Annotated in this window: 18 protein-coding genes; 3 read left to right on the top strand and 15 right to left on the bottom strand. The window is 59.0% G+C overall.

Features of this window, described 5'->3' with window-relative positions:
* Positions 1-17 precede the first annotated feature (17 nt).
* Positions 18-482, top strand: a complete 465-nt coding sequence (locus ACZ5C3_RS14400; protein ID WP_464030707.1) for a DUF983 domain-containing protein — start codon at positions 18-20, stop codon at positions 480-482.
* Positions 483-580: 98 nt separating this feature from the next.
* On the opposite strand, the gene ACZ5C3_RS14395 is transcribed toward ACZ5C3_RS14400, so the two are convergent.
* From ACZ5C3_RS14395 to urtA, 8 genes are all read right to left on the bottom strand, one after another.
* On the bottom strand, positions 581-1621 hold the full coding sequence (locus ACZ5C3_RS14395) for an aliphatic amidase (RefSeq protein ID WP_464030706.1): 1041 nt from the start codon (positions 1619-1621) through the stop codon (positions 581-583).
* Between the two features lie 81 nt (positions 1622-1702).
* Positions 1703-2041, bottom strand: a complete 339-nt coding sequence (locus ACZ5C3_RS14390; RefSeq protein WP_464030704.1) for an FmdB family zinc ribbon protein — start codon at positions 2039-2041, stop codon at positions 1703-1705.
* A 70-nt stretch (positions 2042-2111) separates the two neighbouring features.
* On the bottom strand, positions 2112-3341 hold the full coding sequence (gene fmdA, locus ACZ5C3_RS14385) for a formamidase (RefSeq protein WP_464044115.1): 1230 nt from the start codon (positions 3339-3341) through the stop codon (positions 2112-2114).
* Positions 3342-3386: 45 nt separating this feature from the next.
* Positions 3387-4076 (bottom strand): urea ABC transporter ATP-binding subunit UrtE, encoded by a 690-nt coding sequence (urtE, locus tag ACZ5C3_RS14380; RefSeq protein ID WP_464030702.1) that lies wholly within the window; start codon positions 4074-4076, stop codon positions 3387-3389.
* Positions 4077-4094: 18 nt separating this feature from the next.
* Complete coding sequence (gene urtD, locus ACZ5C3_RS14375) at positions 4095-4850, bottom strand: urea ABC transporter ATP-binding protein UrtD (RefSeq protein WP_464030701.1); 756 nt, start codon at positions 4848-4850, stop codon at positions 4095-4097.
* Between the two features lie 10 nt (positions 4851-4860).
* Positions 4861-6015: an urea ABC transporter permease subunit UrtC gene (gene urtC / locus ACZ5C3_RS14370; protein WP_464030700.1), complete on the bottom strand. Its 1155-nt coding sequence runs from the start codon at positions 6013-6015 to the stop codon at positions 4861-4863.
* A 14-nt stretch (positions 6016-6029) separates the two neighbouring features.
* Positions 6030-6956 (bottom strand): urea ABC transporter permease subunit UrtB, encoded by a 927-nt coding sequence (gene urtB / locus ACZ5C3_RS14365; protein WP_464030699.1) that lies wholly within the window; start codon positions 6954-6956, stop codon positions 6030-6032.
* Positions 6957-7083: 127 nt separating this feature from the next.
* Positions 7084-8343 (bottom strand): urea ABC transporter substrate-binding protein, encoded by a 1260-nt coding sequence (gene urtA, locus ACZ5C3_RS14360; RefSeq protein WP_464030698.1) that lies wholly within the window; start codon positions 8341-8343, stop codon positions 7084-7086.
* A 149-nt stretch (positions 8344-8492) separates the two neighbouring features.
* On the opposite strand from urtA, the gene ACZ5C3_RS14355 reads away from it, so the two are divergent.
* Both ACZ5C3_RS14355 and ACZ5C3_RS14350 read left to right on the top strand, forming a co-directional pair.
* Complete coding sequence (locus ACZ5C3_RS14355) at positions 8493-11864, top strand: hybrid sensor histidine kinase/response regulator (RefSeq protein WP_464030697.1); 3372 nt, start codon at positions 8493-8495, stop codon at positions 11862-11864.
* Positions 11854-12786: a response regulator gene (locus ACZ5C3_RS14350; protein ID WP_464044114.1), complete on the top strand. Its 933-nt coding sequence runs from the start codon at positions 11854-11856 to the stop codon at positions 12784-12786. The genes ACZ5C3_RS14355 and ACZ5C3_RS14350 overlap by 11 nt, the downstream gene beginning before the upstream one ends.
* Positions 12787-12801: 15 nt before the next feature.
* On the opposite strand, the gene ACZ5C3_RS14345 is transcribed toward ACZ5C3_RS14350, so the two are convergent.
* The 7 genes from ACZ5C3_RS14345 to ACZ5C3_RS14315 are packed head-to-tail and all read right to left on the bottom strand — an operon-like array spanning position 12802 to position 18483.
* On the bottom strand, positions 12802-13605 hold the full coding sequence (locus ACZ5C3_RS14345; protein ID WP_464030696.1) for an alpha/beta hydrolase: 804 nt from the start codon (positions 13603-13605) through the stop codon (positions 12802-12804).
* Positions 13606-13645: 40 nt separating this feature from the next.
* Entirely contained in the window at positions 13646-14410 is a 765-nt protein-coding gene (locus tag ACZ5C3_RS14340; RefSeq protein ID WP_464030695.1) for an ABC transporter ATP-binding protein, read from the bottom strand.
* Complete coding sequence (locus ACZ5C3_RS14335; protein ID WP_464030694.1) at positions 14407-15219, bottom strand: ABC transporter permease; 813 nt, start codon at positions 15217-15219, stop codon at positions 14407-14409. The genes ACZ5C3_RS14340 and ACZ5C3_RS14335 overlap by 4 nt, the downstream gene beginning before the upstream one ends.
* On the bottom strand, positions 15216-16187 hold the full coding sequence (locus tag ACZ5C3_RS14330; protein ID WP_464030693.1) for an ABC transporter substrate-binding protein: 972 nt from the start codon (positions 16185-16187) through the stop codon (positions 15216-15218). Before ACZ5C3_RS14330 ends, ACZ5C3_RS14335 begins: the two co-directional genes overlap by 4 nt.
* Positions 16188-16207: 20 nt before the next feature.
* A complete protein-coding gene (gene pcaD / locus ACZ5C3_RS14325) occupies positions 16208-17029 on the bottom strand; it encodes a 3-oxoadipate enol-lactonase (RefSeq protein ID WP_464030692.1) in 822 nt (273 codons plus the stop codon).
* Between the two features lie 2 nt (positions 17030-17031).
* Positions 17032-17496, bottom strand: coding sequence for an SRPBCC family protein (locus tag ACZ5C3_RS14320; RefSeq protein ID WP_464030691.1), 465 nt, complete (start codon positions 17494-17496; stop codon positions 17032-17034).
* A 9-nt stretch (positions 17497-17505) separates the two neighbouring features.
* Positions 17506-18483, bottom strand: a complete 978-nt coding sequence (locus ACZ5C3_RS14315; RefSeq protein ID WP_464030689.1) for an amidohydrolase family protein — start codon at positions 18481-18483, stop codon at positions 17506-17508.
* Position 18484: the final 1 nt, after the last annotated feature.

Genomic DNA, 18484 nt, shown 5'->3' with positions numbered 1-18484 from the left:
ATACAAACAATTATTGTATGGACATCAGGCAGTCAAGGAGGCCAGCCATGAACAACCAGGATCGAGTTTCCCTCTCACAAGCGCTGTGGCGCGGCTTTCTCTGCAAGTGCCCGAACTGCGGCAAGGGACATCTGTTCGGCAAGTTCCTGAAGGTCGCGGACCATTGCGAGGTATGTAACGAAGAGTTTCACCATCACCGCGCCGACGACTTCCCGGCCTATCTCGTGATCGTTGTGGTCGGACACATCATCGTGCCGCTGATCCTCGCGGTCGAGACTGCCTATGCACCGCCCTACTGGCTACAGTTCGCGGTATGGTTGCCGCTCACGCTGTTCAGTTCGCTCGGGCTGCTACAACCGACAAAAGGCTTGGTGGTTGGATTTCAGTGGCAGACCGGAATGCACGGCTTCGAGGCTGCCAAGCTACGTCGCCTCAAGGAAGTGGCAGACGGGACCGCGCCACACAATTCAGTGCTGGCCTGACGCGTAAGTATCGCTCAGAAGAAAAAGCCGCCGAAGTTCGGCGGCTTTTGTTTTGGGTGGCGTGTCCGTTGCTGCCTCTGCAAAGAGCAGACAACCGTCTAGTAATTAGTTGCCGTTAACTCATTCGGGATGCCTTCGATCGGGCATTCGTCAGTCCCCGCGGTCGGACGGGTCATCGCCTCAACCATTTCGCGGGTGCCTTCAGGATCGGCGATCCAGTTCTTGTAGAAATCGTAGGGACAGGCCGCGACGCCGCGCGCGGTTTCGCCGGAATTGATCATGCCGGTGTAGCCGCGATGAACCAGCTTGAAGAGGTGGTTTTGCGACTGGCCGGTACGGCGCGCGTCGCGGATCAGATTCTTCGATAGCTGGGCATACTGGATGCCGTATTCCTCCTCGCCGGTTTCGCCCAGGGTGCGACCGTCGAAGCCGATGATCGCGGAGTGACCGAAGTAGGAATAGACGCCGTCAAAGCCGGCGGCATTGGCGACAGCAACATAGACATTGTTGGCCCAGGCCATCGCTTTGGAAATGAGGATCTGCTGTTCCTTGGCCGGATACATATAGCCCTGGCAGCGTACAATCAGCTCGGCGCCCTTCATGGCGCAATCACGCCAGATTTCCGGAAAGTTGCCGTCGTCGCAGATGATCAGTGAAATCTTCATGCCCTTCGGGCCATCGGACACATATGTGCAATTGCCCGGATACCATCCCTCGATCGGCACCCACGGCATGATCTTGCGGTATTTTTGAACGATCTCACCCTTGTCGTTCATCAGGATCAAGGTGTTGTAGGGTGCCTTGTGCGGGTGCTCCTCGTGACGCTCGCCGGTGAGCGAGAACACGCCCCAGACTTTGGCCTTGCGACACGCTTCAGCGAAGATCTCGGTCTCGGGGCCCGGGATCGCCGACGCCGTCTCGTACATCTCTTTCGAGTCGTACATGATGCCCTGGGTGGAGTATTCCGGGAAAATCACGAGGTCCATGCCCGGCAGGCCGGCCTTCATGCCCACCAGCATGTCGGCGATCTTGCGGGCGTTATCGAGTACCTCGGCCTTGGTATGCAGGCGCGGCATTTTGTAGTTGACGACGGCGACGCCGACTGTGTCGTTGCTGCTGGAAATATCACCGTGAAGCATTGCGATTGGCCTTTCTTTTGATTTGTAACGTGCCGTCGATTTTCGACGAACAACCTCTCGATGAATGTTCGGGATTGCGCGTTAGTGGCTGATCATCCAGGGGCGCGCGGTTGGGAAACCCTTCGCGCCGCTGCGCGTCTTGGTGACGAGGCGTGAGGCCTTACCCGAGCAGCAGCCGCATCCCGGGCCGTGCGATGCTTTGTATTCGTTGAGCGTCTTCGGCGCGTTGGAACTTCGCTCGTTGGTGGCGTGCGCCTTGCGTCGATCCGCCGGCATGCAGGCGAAATGTGGCGCTGTCAGAATGACCCGCGGCGATTCCACAGCACACTGCGGACAATCCTGCGGATCGTCGCACTCGGACATCGGCCGCATGTCGGTGAATGGCCCACAGTCGTTACACAAATATTCGTAAACCGGCATCGATGCTCTCCCTGCGCTTGCCGAACAAATTTGCACGAGGCGGCAGACCGCCGCCCCGTGCCGCCCCCGCTCACTTGTCTGGAGACAGCGGCATGTCGATGCCGCCCTTGATGTGTTTGATCGGGCCTGCCGACGACGGCATGATGTCGAAGTCGAAGATCTCCGTTGGCAGCCACAGCGTGGCGCAGGCGTTCGGCACGTCGACGACGCCCGAGATATGCCCCTGAACCGGCGCAGTGCCGAGGATCGAGTAAGCCTGCGCGCCCGAGTATCCGAACTTCTTGAGATACTCGATCGCATTCAGACAAGCCTGGCGATAAGCGATGTGCACATCGAGGTAGTGCTGCTTGCCCTGCTCGTCGACCGAGATGCCCTCGAAGATCAGATAGTCCTTGTAGTTCGGCGTCACCGGCGACGGTTTGAAGACCGGGTTCTTGATGCCGTACTTCGAGACACCATCCTTGATGATATCCACCTTGATGTGGAGCCATCCGGCCATTTCGATTGCGCCGCAGAAGGTGATTTCGCCATCGCCCTGGCTGAAGTGGAGATCGCCCATCGAGAGACCGCCACCCGGCACATAGACCGGGAAGTAGATCTTCGAGCCACGCGACAGATCCTTGATGTCGCAGTTGCCGCCATGCTCGCGCGGCGGCACCGTGCGTGCGCCCTCAGAAGCTGCTTTTGCCTTCGCGTCACCCTTCAGCCGGCCCATATGCGCAGTCGGCCCGAACGGAGGATTGGCGAGGCCCGGAACACGCGTCGGGTTCGTCGCAATCAACGCCGTCTCACGCTCGTTCCAGGTGGAGAGCAGCTTGGGATCGGGCAGACAGCCGATCAGGCCGGGATGGATCAGACCGGCGAAGTTGACGCCCGGGATATGGCGCGAGGACGTGTACATGCCCTTGAAGTCCCAGATCGACTTCTGCGCCAGCGGGAAATGATCGGTTAGGAATCCGCCGCCGTTCTTCTTCGAGAAGAAGCCATTGAAGCCCCACAGGCTCTCTTTCATTGGACCGACGTCCAGCAGATCGACGACCAGCAGATCGCCGGGCTCCGCGCCCTTCACGCCAATCGGACCGGACAGGAAGTGGACGATCGAAAGATCGATGTCACGAACGTCATCAGCGGAGTCGTTGTTCTTGATGAACCCGCCCGTCCAGTCATAAGTCTCGATAATGAAATCGTCGCCGGGATTAACCCATTCGACCATCGGAATGTCAGGATGCCAGCGGTTGTGGACCTTATCGTTTTCATAAGCCGACTGAGACAGGTCGACCTTGATCAGTGTATCTGGCATTTAAAAGCTCTCCCCTTGGTTACAGTGACGTGATGTGTTGACGATTTAGACCGACAGATATTTCGCGACCTGGTCGGCATCGATGCCTTCGCGCGGCGCATCTTGGACGATCTCGCCGTTCTCGATGACGAGAACCCGATCGGCGACGTCGAGGGCGAAGCTGAGCACTTGCTCAGAGACTATGATTGAGAGACCGCGCTCATCGCGAATGCGTTTCAGCGTGCGCGCCATCTCACGAATAATCGACGGCTGAATGCCTTCAGTCGGCTCGTCGAGCAGCAGAACCTTCGGCTTGGTGGCTAAAGCCCGCGCAATGGCAAGCTGTTGCTGCTGACCGCCGGACAGATTGCCGCCGCGCCGGCCCTTCATCTCAAGCAACACAGGAAACAGCTCATAGATGTCGCCGGGCACTTCCTTGTCCTTCGTCGTAACAAGGCCGGTTTCGATGTTCTCCTTCACCGTCATGGTCGAAAAGATCATACGGCCCTGCGGCACATAAGCGAGCCCTTTGGCCACGCGCTCATAGCTCTTAAGCTTGCTCAGCTCAGTGCCTTCCATCGCCACCGAACCGCTCTTGGTAGGGACGATCCCCATGAGCGACTTCATCAGCGTGGTCTTGCCCATACCGTTGCGACCCATGATGGCAACGATCTCATTGGGCGCCACGGAGACATTGAGGCCATGGAGAACTTCGCTCTGACCGTAAGCGACGTGAAGATCGGAGATCGCCAGCATTGCGTATTCCCTTTTGGCTCAGTGACCGAGATAGACTTCGATGACCTTGGGGTCGTTCTTCACCTTATCCATCGAACCTTCCGACAGGATTTGGCCCTGATGCAGAACAGTGACCTTGTGCGCGATGTCCTCGACGAACTTCATGTCGTGCTCGATGACGAGCACGGAACGATCCTTGATGATGCGATTGAGCAGCTCCGCCGTCTTGACGCGCTCGCTGACGCTCATGCCGGCAACGGGCTCATCCAGCATCAACAGATCCGGGTCCTGAATGAGCAGCATGCCGATCTCGAGCCATTGCTTTTGCCCATGGCTGAGCAGTTCGGCGTTCATGTTCAGCCTGTCCTTCAGGAAGATCGTCTCAGCGACCTCCTCCACCCGCTCACGTACGGCAGCATCGCGTTGGAAGGTCAGCGCACCAAAGACGGTGCGTCCGCGCGGATAGGAGATCTCCAGGTTCTCGAACACCGTCAGATCGTCGTAGATCGATGGCGTCTGGAATTTGCGGCCGACACCGGCCTGGACGATCTGGTTCTCCTTCAGCTTGGTCAGCTCCTGTCCGCGAAACTGAATTGAACCGGACGTCGCCTTCGTCTTCCCGCAGATGAGATCGAGCACCGTGGTCTTGCCGGCCCCGTTGGGACCGATGATGACGCGGATTTCGTTTTCATCCACATAGAACGACAGGTCGTTGACCGCCTTGAACCCGTCGAAGGAGACCGTGAGGCCTTCGACTGCGAGCAGAAAGTCTTGGGGTTGATGACCAACAAGCATCTCAGTCCTCCTACTCTGCCGGTGCGCCGTCGGCGACCGAGCCGCCGGTCCAACCGCTCTTGCCGTTCGACTTCGGCTTGCGGGCAGCAATGAAGCGGTCGATGTAAGTCTGGACGTGATCGCGCCAGATCCCAGCGAGCCCATTTGGGAATGCGAGGACGACGGCGATGAACAAGGCCCCGAGACCGAACAGCCACAGTTCCGGGAAGGATTCCGAGAAGCTTGTCTTGGCGAAGTTCACCAGCAGCGTGCCGTAGACGGCGCCGAGGATCGACAGCCGACCACCAACCGCCGTGTAGATCACCATTTCGATCGACGGCACGATGCCGACGAAGGACGGCGACATGAACCCGACCTCAAGCGTGAACATCGCGCCGCCGATCGCAGCGAAGACGGCGGCGATGCAGAAGGCGAAGATCTTGAAGTTCGCGACGCTGTAACCTGAGAACCGAACCCGATCTTCCTTCTCGCGCATCGCCACCAGAATGCGGCCCAGCTTCGAATGACGAATGAACTGCGCGATGGCGATGCATCCGAACAGACAAGCCACTTCGAAGAAATACAGAATGACCTTGGCGTGATCCGGCCGGATATCCCATCCCTTGAGGGTGCGGAGATCCGTCATACCGTTGATGCCGCCGGTGTAGCCCTGCTGACCAATGATCAGGATGGTCATGATCGCGGCGATCGCCTGCGTGATGATGGCGAAATACGTGCCGCCGACGCGGCGTTTGAACATCGCGGCACCGAGGATGAAGGCGAACACAGCCGGTACTACGAGGATCGCAATGATCGTAAACGTCAGACTATGGAACGGTTTCCAAAAGAAGGGCAGCGACGTGATCTGATTCCAGTCCATGAAGTCTGGAATGCCGGGCGTCGACTGGATCTTGGTGTTCTCGACGCTCGATGCCTCGAGCTTGAGAAACATCGCCATGCAGTAGCCGCCGAGGCCGAAGAACACGCCCTGCCCGAGGCTGAGAATTCCGCCGTAACCCCAGCAGATCACCAGTCCCAGTGCGACGAAGGCGTAGGTCAGATATTTGGCCACCAGGTTCAACCTGAAGACGTCGAGCGTCAGCGGAAGGATGACAACCAGCAGCAAGGCGAGTGCGGCGATGCCTAACAGCTCTGACTTGGTTGCGAAGCGCGTGTTGTTAATCATGGCTTCTGCCCCTCTCACTTGCGGACCTTGAGGGCGAACAGGCCCTGCGGACGAACCATCAGGATCGCGACGATGGACAGCAGCGTGATAACCTTGGCCATCGATCCCGACAGGAAGAACTCCAGCGTCGACTGGGTTTGCGAGATGCTGAAAGCCGAAGCGATGGTGCCGAGCAGACTTGCAGCGCCGCCGAACACGACGACCAGGAACGTATCGACGATGTAGAGCTGACCCGATGTCGGCCCCGTGGAGCCGATCATGGTGAACGCGCTGCCGGCGACACCGGCAATGCCGCAGCCAAGACCGAAGGTGAAACGGTCCACCTTCTCGGTGTTGATGCCGACAGCACCTGCCATGATGCGGTTCTGCACGACCGCGCGAACCTGCCGGCCAAAGCGTGACCAATAAAGGATGTAGGAAACTCCAAGCGTGATGAGCACGGTCAGACACATCACGAAGATGCCGTTGATCTGCACTTCGATCGTGTCGGTGACGTGCAGCGATCCGAGCATCCACTGCGGCAGTTCGACGCCGACTTCGCGAGCGCCGAAGATCGAACGATAGGCCTGCTGAAGGATGAGACTCAGCCCCCAGGTTGCGAGCAGCGTATCCAGAGGCCGCTTGTAGAGATGTCTGATCAGTCCCCACTCGACCAGCATCCCCAGCGCCCCTGACGCTATAAAGGCCAGGATCATCGCAACGAAGAAGTAGCCTCCGAACAAGGACGGCAGATGTGCCTGGAAGAAATTCGACGTCATCCAGGTGACGTAGGCGCCCAGGATCATGAACTCGCCGTGAGCCATGTTGATGACGCCCATCTGTCCGAAGATGATCGCCAGACCCAACGCCATCAGCACGTACACAGAAAACAGGATCAGTCCCGCGAAGCCCTGCATCGCGAAGATTGCGCCCAGATCACCAATCGAATAGTCGCCGAACATCGATCCGTCCTCCGTCAGGGAAAGGATCCCGCGCCGCAAAACCAAGTGCGGCGCGGGGTCTTGAGCGCGGCTTTTGATGGCCGCCGCCAGGGAGCTCTGTCTGGGAAAGTGCGCTAGGAATGCGCGATCATTGATAGCCCTTGGGGAACGGATCCGGCTCGACCAAGTCAGCGGTCTCGTAAATCACGTCGAACTGGCCATCGAGACGAGCCCGACCGACGCGAGTCTTCGACCAGAGGTGATGGTTCTCGTGGATCCGGACGTAACCTTCCGGAGCCTCCTTGAACTCAACGCCAGGTGAAGCCGCTGCAATTTTATCGACATCGAAGCTCTGGGCCTTTTCGACCGTCAGTTTCCACAGCCACGGGCCGAGGTAAGCAGCCTGGGTGACGTCTCCGATCACGGTCTTCTCGCCCCACATCTTCTGGAAGGCAGGAACGAATTTCGCGTTGTTGTCGTTCTTCAGCGACTCGAAGTACTTCATGCAGGCGTAGGCGCCCGCGATGTTTTCTCCGCCAATGCCGTCGATTTCGTCTTCCGTCACCGAGATGGTGAGCAGGGTCTGCTTCGACAGATCGATACCGGCGGCCTTGAGCTGCTTGTAGAAGGCCACGTTCGAGCCACCCACGACGTCGGTGAAGATCACGTCCGGCTTGGTCAGCTTGATCTTGTTGATGACCGAGTTGAACTGCGTATGGCCGAGCGGGAAGTACTCTTCGCCGACAACCTTGAGCTTGAGGAAGTTCTCGATGTGCTTCCGCGCGATCTTGTTCGACGTGCGCGGCCAGATGTAATCCGATCCGATAAAGTAGAAGGACTTGGCACCCTTCTCTTTCGTGATCCAGTTCAGGCCAGCAAGAATCTGCTGCGTTGCTTCCTGACCAGTGTAGATCACGTTCTTCGACTGCTCGAGGCCTTCATAGAAGGTCGGGTAGTAGAGCATGCCGTTGTACTGCTCGACGACTGGCAGCACGGCTTTGCGGGAGGCCGAGGTCCAGCAGCCCATGATGGCGGCGACCTTGTCGTTGACCAGCAGCTTCTTCGCCTTTTCAGCGAAGGTCGGCCAGTCGCTGGCGCCGTCTTCCTGAATGAACTTGATTTTGCGCCCGAGCACGCCGCCGGCGGCATTGATCTGCTCGATCGCGAGCTTTTCCGCTTCGATCGATCCGGTCTCGGAAATCGCCATGGTGCCGGTCGCCGAGTGCAGAATGCCGACCGTGACTTCGGTGTCGGTCACGGCAAGTCCGGTCGTGTTGACGGCGGACGTCGCCGGCCCCGCGCCGAATGATGGACGCGACATCAGCGACAGCGCGGGCAACGCCGCCATGCCCATCAACATCTTACGCCTGAATGGAGATTGTAATCCTCGATCGTTTTTGTCCGACATAGCCACCCCTTTTCGTTGAACAACGGTTTGGTGGGTCGAGGATGGCCCGGTTTGTGCAACGCACGCATACGCGAAATCGCGCATACGGCACCGCAAAAGCGCGACGTAGATTTTGAATCGGCTCTAACGAATGCTCGGGAGGTGCGGGTTTGGTCGGTCGTCAGCGCATAGACCGTGTCAGGCGTCAGTATAATCAATGGGTTGCGAACCAAACCCTTGAGGACTACGCACTTCGGTTTACAGCCAAGAGCGCGCGGCGCTGGTCCGCGTCTCGCGTGGCGAACACCGCGCTCGGCGCGATCTCATTTCTTGCACTGGAAGCCATCGGCGGCACCATCACGCTGAACTACGGCGTGACCAACGCCACTGCCGCTATTTTAGTCGTCAGTGTGATTATCTTTTGCTGTGGTCTGCCCATTGCCTATTACGCCGCCAGATATGGCGTCGATATCGACCTGCTCACGCGCGGTGCAGGCTTTGGCTATATCGGGTCGACGATCACCTCGCTGATCTATGCCTCTTTTACTTTCATATTCTTCGCCATCGAGGCAGTTATCCTCGCCATGGCGCTGGAGCTGTGCTTTGGCCTGCCCCGTCCCATTGGTTATCTGGTCGGCGCCATCGTCATTATTCCTCTGGTGACGCACGGCATCACGCTCATCAGCCGCTTCCAGCTCTGGACTCAGCCGTTCTGGATCCTCCTTCACATCCTTCCCTTTGCAGCCATTGCGATCAAAAGCCCCGGATCGTTTGCTGAATGGCGCGCGTTTGCCGGCGAACACGGAGATCCGTCAGGGCAGCTTGATCTCCTGCTGTTCGGGACTGCAGCGGCTGTGGTGTTCTCACTGGTGGCGCAGATCGGCGAACAGGTCGACTTCCTGCGCTTTCTTCCACGCGACCGCCGGACATCGAAGCGATCATGGTGGATCGCCATGATCAGCGCTGGCCCCGGATGGATCATCCCCGGCACGGTCAAGCTGCTGGCGGGTTCTTTCCTTGCCTACTTCGCGCTCAAGCACGGCGTCTCGCCAGAATATGCGGCTGAGCCGTCTCACATGTACCTGGAAGCTTTCCGGTATGTACTTGCCCAACCCGATCTCGCGCTCGCGCTGACCGGCACGTTCGTCATTCTCTCGCAGTTGAAGATCAATGTCACCAATGCCTATGCGGGCTCCATCGCATGGTCGAACTTCTTCTCGCGCCTCACTCATAGCCACCCGGGCCGCGTGGTATGGCTGGTCTTCAACGTGCTGGTTGCTTTGTTGCTGATGGAGATCGGCGTCTACAAGGCGCTCGAACAAACATTAGCGCTTTACTCGAACGTTGCGATCGCCTGGGTCGGCGCACTGGTCGCCGACCTGATCGTCAACAAGCCACTTGGTCTGCGGCCGCCCACAATGGAGTTCAAGCGCGCGCATCTCTACGACATCAATCCCGTCGGCGTCGGCGCCATGGCCATTTCGACCATTGTGTCGATCAGCGCATTCTACGGATTCTTCGGTACGACAGCGAAAGCGCTGGCGCCGTTCGTGGCGCTCCTGACGGCATTCATCGCTGCGCCTGCCATCGCATACGCCACCAAGGGGAAATACTACATCGCGCGAAAGCCGAAGCGCAGCTGGCAAAACCTGGAGACCATCAAGTGCTGCATCTGTGAGCATTCATTCGAGCCTGAGGATATGGCGTCATGCCCCGCCTATTCCGGCCCGATCTGCTCGCTGTGCTGCTCCCTGGACGCACGATGTCACGACCTCTGCAAACCTCATGCGCGCGCGCCGGCACAATTTGCAGAGACGCTGGGCAAGCTGCTTCCCGACACCGTTTATGCGCGCCTCAACTCCCAGCTTGGGCATTATCTCGGCGTGTTCGCCGTTTCCGCCGGGCTGGTTGGACTAACGCTCGGTCTGATCTATCTTCAGACATCCGCCGCGATCAGATTCGATCAGGCCGCGCTTTCCGATGTGCTGTGGAAAGTATTCTTTGCGCTCTCGATCATTATTGGCGTTGTGGCGTGGTTGTTCGTGCTTGCACGGCAGAGCCGCCACGCGGCTGAAGCCGAAACAAAGCGACAGACCGCTCTCCTCATTCAGGAAATCGACGCACACAAACGTACCGACGCGGAACTGCAGCGGGCTAAGGAAGTCGCCGAAGCCGCCAATCTGGCGAAGAGCCGATACGTGGTGGGTTTAAGCCATGAGCTTCGCTCGCCACTCAACGCCATCAGCGGCTATGCGCAGCTTCTTGAACAGGATGCCAACCTGCCGAACAAGCCGCGCGACCAAGTCCGCGTCATGCGGCGAAGCGCCGATCACTTGTCGGGCCTCATCGACGGAATTCTCGACATCTCGAAAATTGAAGCTGGACGGCTTTATCTCTCGCGCGACGAAGTTCGTCTCAGTGAATTTCTCGATCAGCTGGTCGGCATGTTCCGCCTGCAAGCCGCAGCAAAGAACATCGAGTTCGTTTTCCAGCGCCGCGGCAACCTTCCACCCGTCGTCTATACTGATGAAAAGCGCCTCCGCCAGATCCTGATCAATCTTCTGTCCAACGCCATCAAGTTCACATCGCGTGGCAGCGTGCGCTTCGTCATGCACTATCGCAGCCCCGTGGCGGAATTTGAGATCTCCGATACCGGTCCCGGAATCCAACCGGATGACCTCGAACGTATCTTTGCACCGTTCGAGCGCGGTGCGCTGGGCGAGGCACAGCCCCACACCGGGACGGGACTGGGCCTGACCATTAGCCGCTTGCTGGCTGGCGTCATGGGCGGCGACATCAAGGTGTCCAGCACCGTCGGCAAAGGCAGCACGCTCCGCGTCAAGCTGCTGTTGTCGGAGGTCACGAATCCGAAGCGGATCGCGCCGATTGCAGAACCCGTGTTTGGCTATCACGGGCCGCGAAAGACCATTCTTGTCACCGACGATGACCCAACCCAACGCGAACTGATGCGCGAAATTCTGGCGCCGCTCGGCTTCATCATGCTCAGCGCGGAGAATGGCCCGTCCTGCCTGACGCTCGCACAACATTGCCAGCCAGATCTCTTTCTTCTGGATATTTCAATGGCCGGCATGGATGGCTGGACAGTGGCAAAGACGCTGCGCGCTGCCGGCCACCATCAGGCACGCATCCTGATGGTGTCCGCAAGCGCTATCGAGGCGCATCGCATGCCGCTGGCCGAGCCTTATCACGACGGCTATCTGATGAAGCCTGTCGATGTCCCCCGTCTGCTTGAACAAATTGGCCAGTTGCTGAAAATCGAATGGCAGTATGCCAGCGAAGACAGTCCGGAGCCGGTCTGGACGCCCGGAAAGAGCGCATACCCGTCAGCTCATGACGTCGCTGAGTTGATCGACCTTGGACAGATGGGGCACGTGAAAGCCATTCATCAAAAGCTCGACCAGCTCAGCGTCGATTATCCTGAGCAAGCCGCCTTCGTTACGCGCATGCGCGCGCTCATCGATCAGTTTGATTTCAATCAATATCTCTCCACGCTGAAAATACTCGAGCCACATGAGCAATGATTCAAAGAAGCGCGATGTTGCGCTCGTTGTCGACGATTCGCCTGATACGTTGCGGCTCTTGACCGATGCGCTCGACAATGCCGGCATGACAGTCATGGTTGCGCTCGATGGAGCATCCGCAATGCGCATTGTGGAGCAGATCACTCCGGACATCATTCTTCTCGACGCCGTCATGCCCGGGATCGACGGATTCGAAACCTGCCGGCGGCTGAAGCGCGCGTCCGGCCTCGACCACGTGCCAGTGATCTTCATGACGGGGCTCGCGGACACCGAGCATATCATTCGCGGTCTTGAAGCCGGTGGCGTCGATTATGTCACCAAGCCAATCGTGGTCGCCGAAATGCTCGCGCGCATCAAGGTACATCTTGCGAACGCGAGACTCACACAAAGCGCGCGGGCCGCACTCGATGTCTCGGGGCGTTCTCTCTTTGCCGTCAACCGGACCGGAGAGATCATGTGGTCCACGCCGCAGGCACAAAAGCTTCTGGCGCAGGATCAATCTGCCGACAGCTCGGGAGACAACTTCTCCCTGCCGCGACCATGGCGCGAATGGCTGGAGCAGACTGCCGGCGGCCAGACCAAAACCAAGCCGCCGGAGACACTCGCCTCTTCTGAAAATCAGCAGCTTCGCCTGCAATATATGGGCAGACTCGGAACCAATGAATTCCTTCTAAGACTCGCGCGCGATACCAGTTCGGCATCGCCAGCCGAGTTCAGTCAGGAACTGGGACTGACAAGCCGCGAGGGTGAAGTGCTGTCCTGGCTCAGCAAGGGGAAAACCAACCGCGACATTGCCCAGATCCTCGGGCTCAGCCCGAGGACGGTGGATAAGCATCTTGAGCAGATCTACGCGAAGCTTGGCGTTGAAAACCGGACCGCAGCTGCAGCGGTTGCCAACGCCAATCAGAAGCGGTCGGGATAACCTTGTCGGAGCGTCCTACGCGAACTGCTGCAGCAACGTCACGAGTTGTTCCGGCGCAATGACCATCACATCGTGCCCGACTTGCAATTCAGCGAGCTTCCAATCCGACTTGCTCTTCACCTTGGCGACGTTGGCATCAAAGGTCGGGCTCTTATATCCCTCGGCGCGGATATAGGCCTTCTTGGCAATCTTGTCCCGGCCCCCGGTATAGGTCGCCTTCTCGCCATAAGTACCGATCGGCTGCGGTGTGGTTTTCGAGTTCACCCAGGCCTGATCTTTCTCATCGACGACACCGAACGCCGCCGCCGGAGGCGCCTTGAAGGACGCTTCGTTGCGGCCAAGGGCTGCTTCAATCGCCGACTTGAATCCAGGAGATGATTTCTCAAGAAAGCTGTCGCCGTTCTCCGGCAGGAACGCATCGAGGAAGATGATCGAGGAAATCCGGTCACCGGCCTGCTCGGCAACACCGCTGATGACCAGTCCACCGTAGGAGTGGCCGACGAGCACCACGTCCTTGAGATCTTCAAACGTCAACACATTCACAATGTCGGTGACATGTGTGCTGACGTTGACATCCTTGGTCAGAAGATGGGAGCGCTCGCCGAGCCCGGTGAGCGTGGGCGCGAACGCCTTGTGCCCCTGCTTTTCCAGCAAGTCGGACACGCGACGCCAGCACCATCCCCCGTGCCAGGCGCCATGCACCAGCACAAAGGTTTTTGCTGTCTGTTGCGCGGTCGCTGCCTCAAATCCCGTTGCCGCCATAGCAGCACCAGTCATCCCCGCCGCAATTGCGCCGCGGCGTGTCATCTTGATCGTCATGATTTCACTCCCCTAAAGTATTCTTTGGTCTTGTTTGGTCTCAGGCAGCCAGGACGCCCTGAATCTGCCCGCGGATCACTTCCTTGTTTTCGGCTGTCGTCGTTGCCGTCAGCGGAATGTCGACGGCGATATTTGCCGGCCGCTTTAGCACGACAATCCGATCTCCGATCTCCAGCGCCTCGTTGATCGAGTGGGTAATGAAGACAGCTGTCTTGCCGTTTTCCTTCACCAGCTTGACGAATTCCGCGCGCAGCTTCTTGCCGGTCATTTCATCGAGCGCCGAAAACGGCTCGTCGCACAGCAGGATGTTAGCGTTGGTCGCGAAAGCGCGCGCGATGGAAACACGCTGCCGCATGCCGCCAGACAGTGCATGCGGGTAATCGTTTTCGTGACCACGCAGACCAAGCGTCTCGAGCCAACGTTGGGCATGCGCCCTGCGCTCGTCGGCCGACATGTTCAGAATCTCAAGACCGAGCTCGACATTCTCGATGGCGGTGCGCCATGGCAACAACCGGTCGTTCTGAAACACGATCGCCATCTTGCCGCGAAACGCATCGAACTCGCGGAACGGATCACGTCCATCGACGGTCACCTTCCCTTCGGTCGGCTCGGTCAAGCCCGCGATCATGTTGAAGATCGTCGACTTGCCGCAACCGGTCTTGCCGAGCAGCGCAAGCATCTGCCCCTGCGCCACCTGAAGGTTCAGCTTGTCGACCGCGACATACGATCCTTCCGACTTGGCCTTGCCGAAAATCTTGGAGACCTTCTCGAGGCTGATCGCAGCCTTCGGGGTGTCGTTGGTCATAGCGTTCGCTCCGAAACAGCACGATAGCGGAAGGCAATGTTCTCGATGAACGTCAGGATGGCCTGCACGATCAGCACGAAGACCACCAGTTGCAGCGTCCACGCGAGCGCGCCGGCCATATCGAAGACCTGCTGCTGCTGGAGAAGCTGATAGCCCACGCCACCAGTGGCGCCGACGAGTTCAGCGACCACGACCACGCGCGAGGCATTACCGAGGTTGACCTTCCAGGCCGTGAGAATGTCCGGCAGCACCGCCGGGAAAATCATCGACTTGAACAGCTTGTATCGGGTGGGCCGGAAGCTCATCACCATTTCGGTCAGATCGCGCGACATCGCCTGCAGCGCGCCTAGCACCTGGAATGCAAATGCAGGAAGCGTCGTCATCACCATAATGAAGAAGATGCGCGGCTCAATGCCGTGGAACCAGATGATCGCAAACACCACCCACGACAGCGCCGGGATGCCCTGAAACAGCGTCAGGATCGGCGACAGGAAGTCATTCGCCGCGCGCGACTTCGCCATGATCACAGCGAGAGCCGCTCCGATGATGAAGGCACCGGCGAGGCCTGCGAGAATTCGCATGACGGTCGCGAAGACGTCGACGAATTGAGACCAGTCCGTCACGATGCTCAGGAAACGCCAGAAGACGTCCACCAGCGATGGAAATAGGAACGGCGGAAAAAACAGCGACGCGAACTGCCACAATCCGGCGAGAACCGCGAAAGGCAGCACGTAAGTCGCCGCCTTGCGCAATGCGCCGGCACCGAAACTCGCAATTCCCGACGCGCTTTGTGTTGCGGATGCCGTCATTTCATCGGCCCTTCGTAAATCGTTGACGCAGCTGGATCCGACGGCAGGAAGGCAATCGACTTTCCAGCTTCATAGACAGACTTGATTTCCTTGCTCACCTCGGCCGCGGTGCGCAGATTCATGCCGAGGCGATCATTGGCTCGGATGAGTTCCGCAATCGCCTTGCGGTCATCCTCCGTGCCCTTGGCGGCAATCAGCTTGGCTGCGTCGTCCGGGTTCTTGGCCACCCACTCGGCTGCCTGCTTGTAGGCCGTGTAAAGCTTTGGAATGAGGTCCTTGTTCTTCTCAGCCCACGCCACGTGAGCGGCCACACCGAGATACGGAATGTTGGTGCTGCCCGTGAATTTCTTCCAGCTCTCGGTGATATTCAGATCCAGCAGCCGGATGGTGGGCTTCTTGGCATGGAGCGTCGTGTAGGCCGGCTCCCAGAGCTGTACAGCTGTCGCGCGGTCAGCAAGCGCATAGCCGACAAGGCCCGGCGTTGCGGTGTTGATGACGGAGAACTTGCTGGTGTCCGCACGAAGCTGCCGGGCAAACCAGTCGAACATCACATAATTCGTCGTACCCTTCGCTGCGGCAAGGTCCTTGCCTTCAAGGTCCTTGAGCGTCTTGACCTCCGGGCGCGACGTCACGACTGCGCCCCAGAAGTCGAACAGATTGAAGAGATACGTCACTTTGACGCCGCGAACATCCGCAAGGCCGACAGTGAGTAGCGAAGCGCTGCCGCCGACCTGGAATTCGCCTGAGTTGAATTGCGCCGTATAGGCGTCTGGCGTCCGCTCCTGAAAATCGACGGAGATCCCGTTTTTTTCATCGAGCTTCTGCGCCTTGATGATGGGCGGCAGGAACGCACCGAGCGAAGGTGCGCCGAACACGACGATCGAGATCTTCGGCAAATCCTGCGCGGCCAGCGGCGACGCGGTGATGGCTGCAGAAAGCAGTCCCAATGCGAATGCAATTTTTTTCACAGTACGTCTCCTCCCGATGATCATGTTGCCGCGCTTAACGCGCGGGAAAGGAACTGGGTCACCGCTTCGGCAAAAGCGTCCGGCGCTTCAACCGATGAGATGTGAGCCGCATCAAGAACCACCATGTCGCTACCTGCGATCGAAGCCACAATCTCTTCGCCGCGCGCCGGAGGGGTTGACGGATCATGCTGCCCGCAAATCACGCGAACAGGACAAGCGACATTAGCTAGGCGTGGCTTGAGATCGGCCGCAGCCAACACTTCGCAACATCCGGCATAGCCTTCCGCCGGCGTTGCTCCAACCATCCGCCCGAGTTCGGCGAGACGATCTGGATGACTTGTGTGATAGGACTTGGTGAACCAACGATCGAGTGTGGCTCCAACCAGTGATTGCATGCCGTTGGTACGCACCGCAGCCGCTCGCTCCTGCCACATCGTTGCGGGAGGGAAATTGGCCGCAGTGTTGGCAAGGATCAACCCGGCGACACGCTTTGAACGTGCGGCACCAAGCCACATCCCTGTCAGACCGCCGAGCGACAGGCCGCAGAACACGGCGCTCTGGATATCGAGCGCTGCGAGAATGGCTTCGGCATCCTGACCGAGCTGATCGATCGAGTAAGGCCCCTTGGGAACATCCGACTGCCCATGACCGCGCGTATCGTATCGAACGATACGAACCTTGTCGGACATGCGTTCGACGAACTCGTCCCACATCGTCATGCTGGCGCCGATCGAATTGCTCAGCATCACGACAGGCTTGCTCGACGGCGGAGCAGCCTCCACCGCCAGCCGCACACCCGGCTCAACTTCAATTCGTTCGACGCGAGATGACGACACGGTCATGCTTACTCCGCTGCGCCGTGCACCGGTACTTCGAACTCCTTGCGAAGTGCGACGAAGAACCGGCCGATCAGATGCTTGGACACGCTGGACAGGATGCGCTGGCCGACACCCGCGACCAGGCCGCCGATCTCACCATTGCCCTTGTAGATCAGCTTGGCACCCTCGCCGTCCGGCTCAATGTCGAAACGGGCCGTACCGGTGCCATGTCCGAGCGTTCCCGCTCCGGACACTTTGATGTTGCACGACTTCGGGGCGTCCTTGTCGGACAAGGCGATTTCGCCTTCGAACGAGCCGCCGACTGCAGCCACGCGGAGCTGCATCTCGACCTTGTACGCGTCCGGAGCGGTTTCCGTCATCGTCTTGCAGCCCGGGATACACCGGGTCAGCACAGCGGGATCGTTAAGCGCAACCCAGAGCTGCTGCACAGACGCAGGAACTGTTTCGCTGCCGCCAATATCGAGTTTCATGTCGCCTCCTTAGAGACCGAACAGTTGCTTCGCGAGACCACCATTGATGGAGGCGCGCTCGCTATCAGAGAACGAGGTTTCCTTGACGATGTTCAGCGGAGCGAGATCCCCGATCGGGAACGGCATGTCCGACCCCATCATGATGCGGTCCGCGCCGACCACATCCGCGAGGTAGCGCAGCGCGCGCGTATCCTGAACGATGGTGTCGTAGTACATTGCAGCGAGCGCGGCATCCGGATCGCCCAGCTTCTCTTTGTCGAGCGAGTAGTTGCGGCGCAGACGACCGATCACATAAGGCAGCGCGGCGCCGCCGATGCCCGCAACAACCTTCATGCCCGAATAGCGGGTAACGTGGCCTGCATAGATCAGGCGCGACATTGCGATCAGCGTGTCGGTGATACGGCCGACGGCGTTCGCCATGCCGTAATCGTGCACGCGGTCATCTCCGCTCTCGAACACCGGGTGGATGAAGATGATCGAACCGAGCTCGTTGGCGGCTTCCCAGAATGGAGTGAGCGTCGGATCGTCGAGCACGCCGCCCTTGCCCTTCGGCTGTGTTCCGATCATCACACCCTTGAAGCCCTGACCGTGCGCCTCACGCAGCACTTCAGCTGCGCGCGCACCGTCCTGCAGCGGAACGGTCGCGAGCGGAATGAAGCGAGGCTGTTCCTTCGCGGCCTGAGCCAGATGGGTGTTGATCAGCCGCGCCCATTGCGTGCCTTCTTCCGCCGGAATCTCATTGGCGAACATGTCAAGCCAGCCACCAACGACCTGCTTTTCGATCTTGTTGGTGTCCATCCACTGCAGACGGCCAGCGATATCGCTGAGAGGCTTCGACACAGGGCGCGTCGGCTTGTTGCCGGCGAACGAGAAGCCGATGCTGCCGCCTTCCTCGATCAGGCGGATCGACGGAAACTTTGCCTTCTCCGCGCGGATCGCGTCAAGCAGGCTGGGAGGCACAAGGTGGGCGTGGCAATCGATAATCATT

It is taken from the genome of Afipia dichlorophenoxyacetatis (assembly GCF_055386385.1).
The sequence above is the reverse complement of the archived record's forward strand: the minus strand, read 5'-3'. Positions and strand labels throughout refer to the sequence as shown.

Bases quoted from the DNA above. Each gene is read 5' to 3' on its own strand.
- ACZ5C3_RS14345 (WP_464030696.1), bottom strand. From the start codon at position 13,605: ATGACGATCAAGATGACACGCCGCGGCGCAATTGCGGCGGGGATGACT.
- ACZ5C3_RS14340 (WP_464030695.1), bottom strand. From the start codon at position 14,410: ATGACCAACGACACCCCGAAGGCTGCGATCAGCCTCGAGAAGGTCTCC.
- urtB (WP_464030699.1), bottom strand. From the start codon at position 6,956: ATGTTCGGCGACTATTCGATTGGTGATCTGGGCGCAATCTTCGCGATG.
- urtE (WP_464030702.1), bottom strand. From the start codon at position 4,076: ATGCTGGCGATCTCCGATCTTCACGTCGCTTACGGTCAGAGCGAAGTT.
- urtD (WP_464030701.1), bottom strand. From the start codon at position 4,850: ATGCTTGTTGGTCATCAACCCCAAGACTTTCTGCTCGCAGTCGAAGGC.
- ACZ5C3_RS14390 (WP_464030704.1), bottom strand. From the start codon at position 2,041: ATGCCGGTTTACGAATATTTGTGTAACGACTGTGGGCCATTCACCGAC.
- ACZ5C3_RS14320 (WP_464030691.1), bottom strand. From the start codon at position 17,496: ATGAAACTCGATATTGGCGGCAGCGAAACAGTTCCTGCGTCTGTGCAG.
- ACZ5C3_RS14395 (WP_464030706.1), bottom strand. From the start codon at position 1,621: ATGCTTCACGGTGATATTTCCAGCAGCAACGACACAGTCGGCGTCGCC.
- ACZ5C3_RS14350 (WP_464044114.1), top strand. From the start codon at position 11,854: ATGAGCAATGATTCAAAGAAGCGCGATGTTGCGCTCGTTGTCGACGAT.
- fmdA (WP_464044115.1), bottom strand. From the start codon at position 3,341: ATGCCAGATACACTGATCAAGGTCGACCTGTCTCAGTCGGCTTATGAA.
- urtC (WP_464030700.1), bottom strand. From the start codon at position 6,015: ATGATTAACAACACGCGCTTCGCAACCAAGTCAGAGCTGTTAGGCATC.
- ACZ5C3_RS14400 (WP_464030707.1), top strand. From the start codon at position 18: ATGGACATCAGGCAGTCAAGGAGGCCAGCCATGAACAACCAGGATCGA.
- urtA (WP_464030698.1), bottom strand. From the start codon at position 8,343: ATGTCGGACAAAAACGATCGAGGATTACAATCTCCATTCAGGCGTAAG.
- ACZ5C3_RS14335 (WP_464030694.1), bottom strand. From the start codon at position 15,219: ATGACGGCATCCGCAACACAAAGCGCGTCGGGAATTGCGAGTTTCGGT.
- ACZ5C3_RS14315 (WP_464030689.1), bottom strand. From the start codon at position 18,483: ATGATTATCGATTGCCACGCCCACCTTGTGCCTCCCAGCCTGCTTGAC.
- pcaD (WP_464030692.1), bottom strand. From the start codon at position 17,029: ATGACCGTGTCGTCATCTCGCGTCGAACGAATTGAAGTTGAGCCGGGT.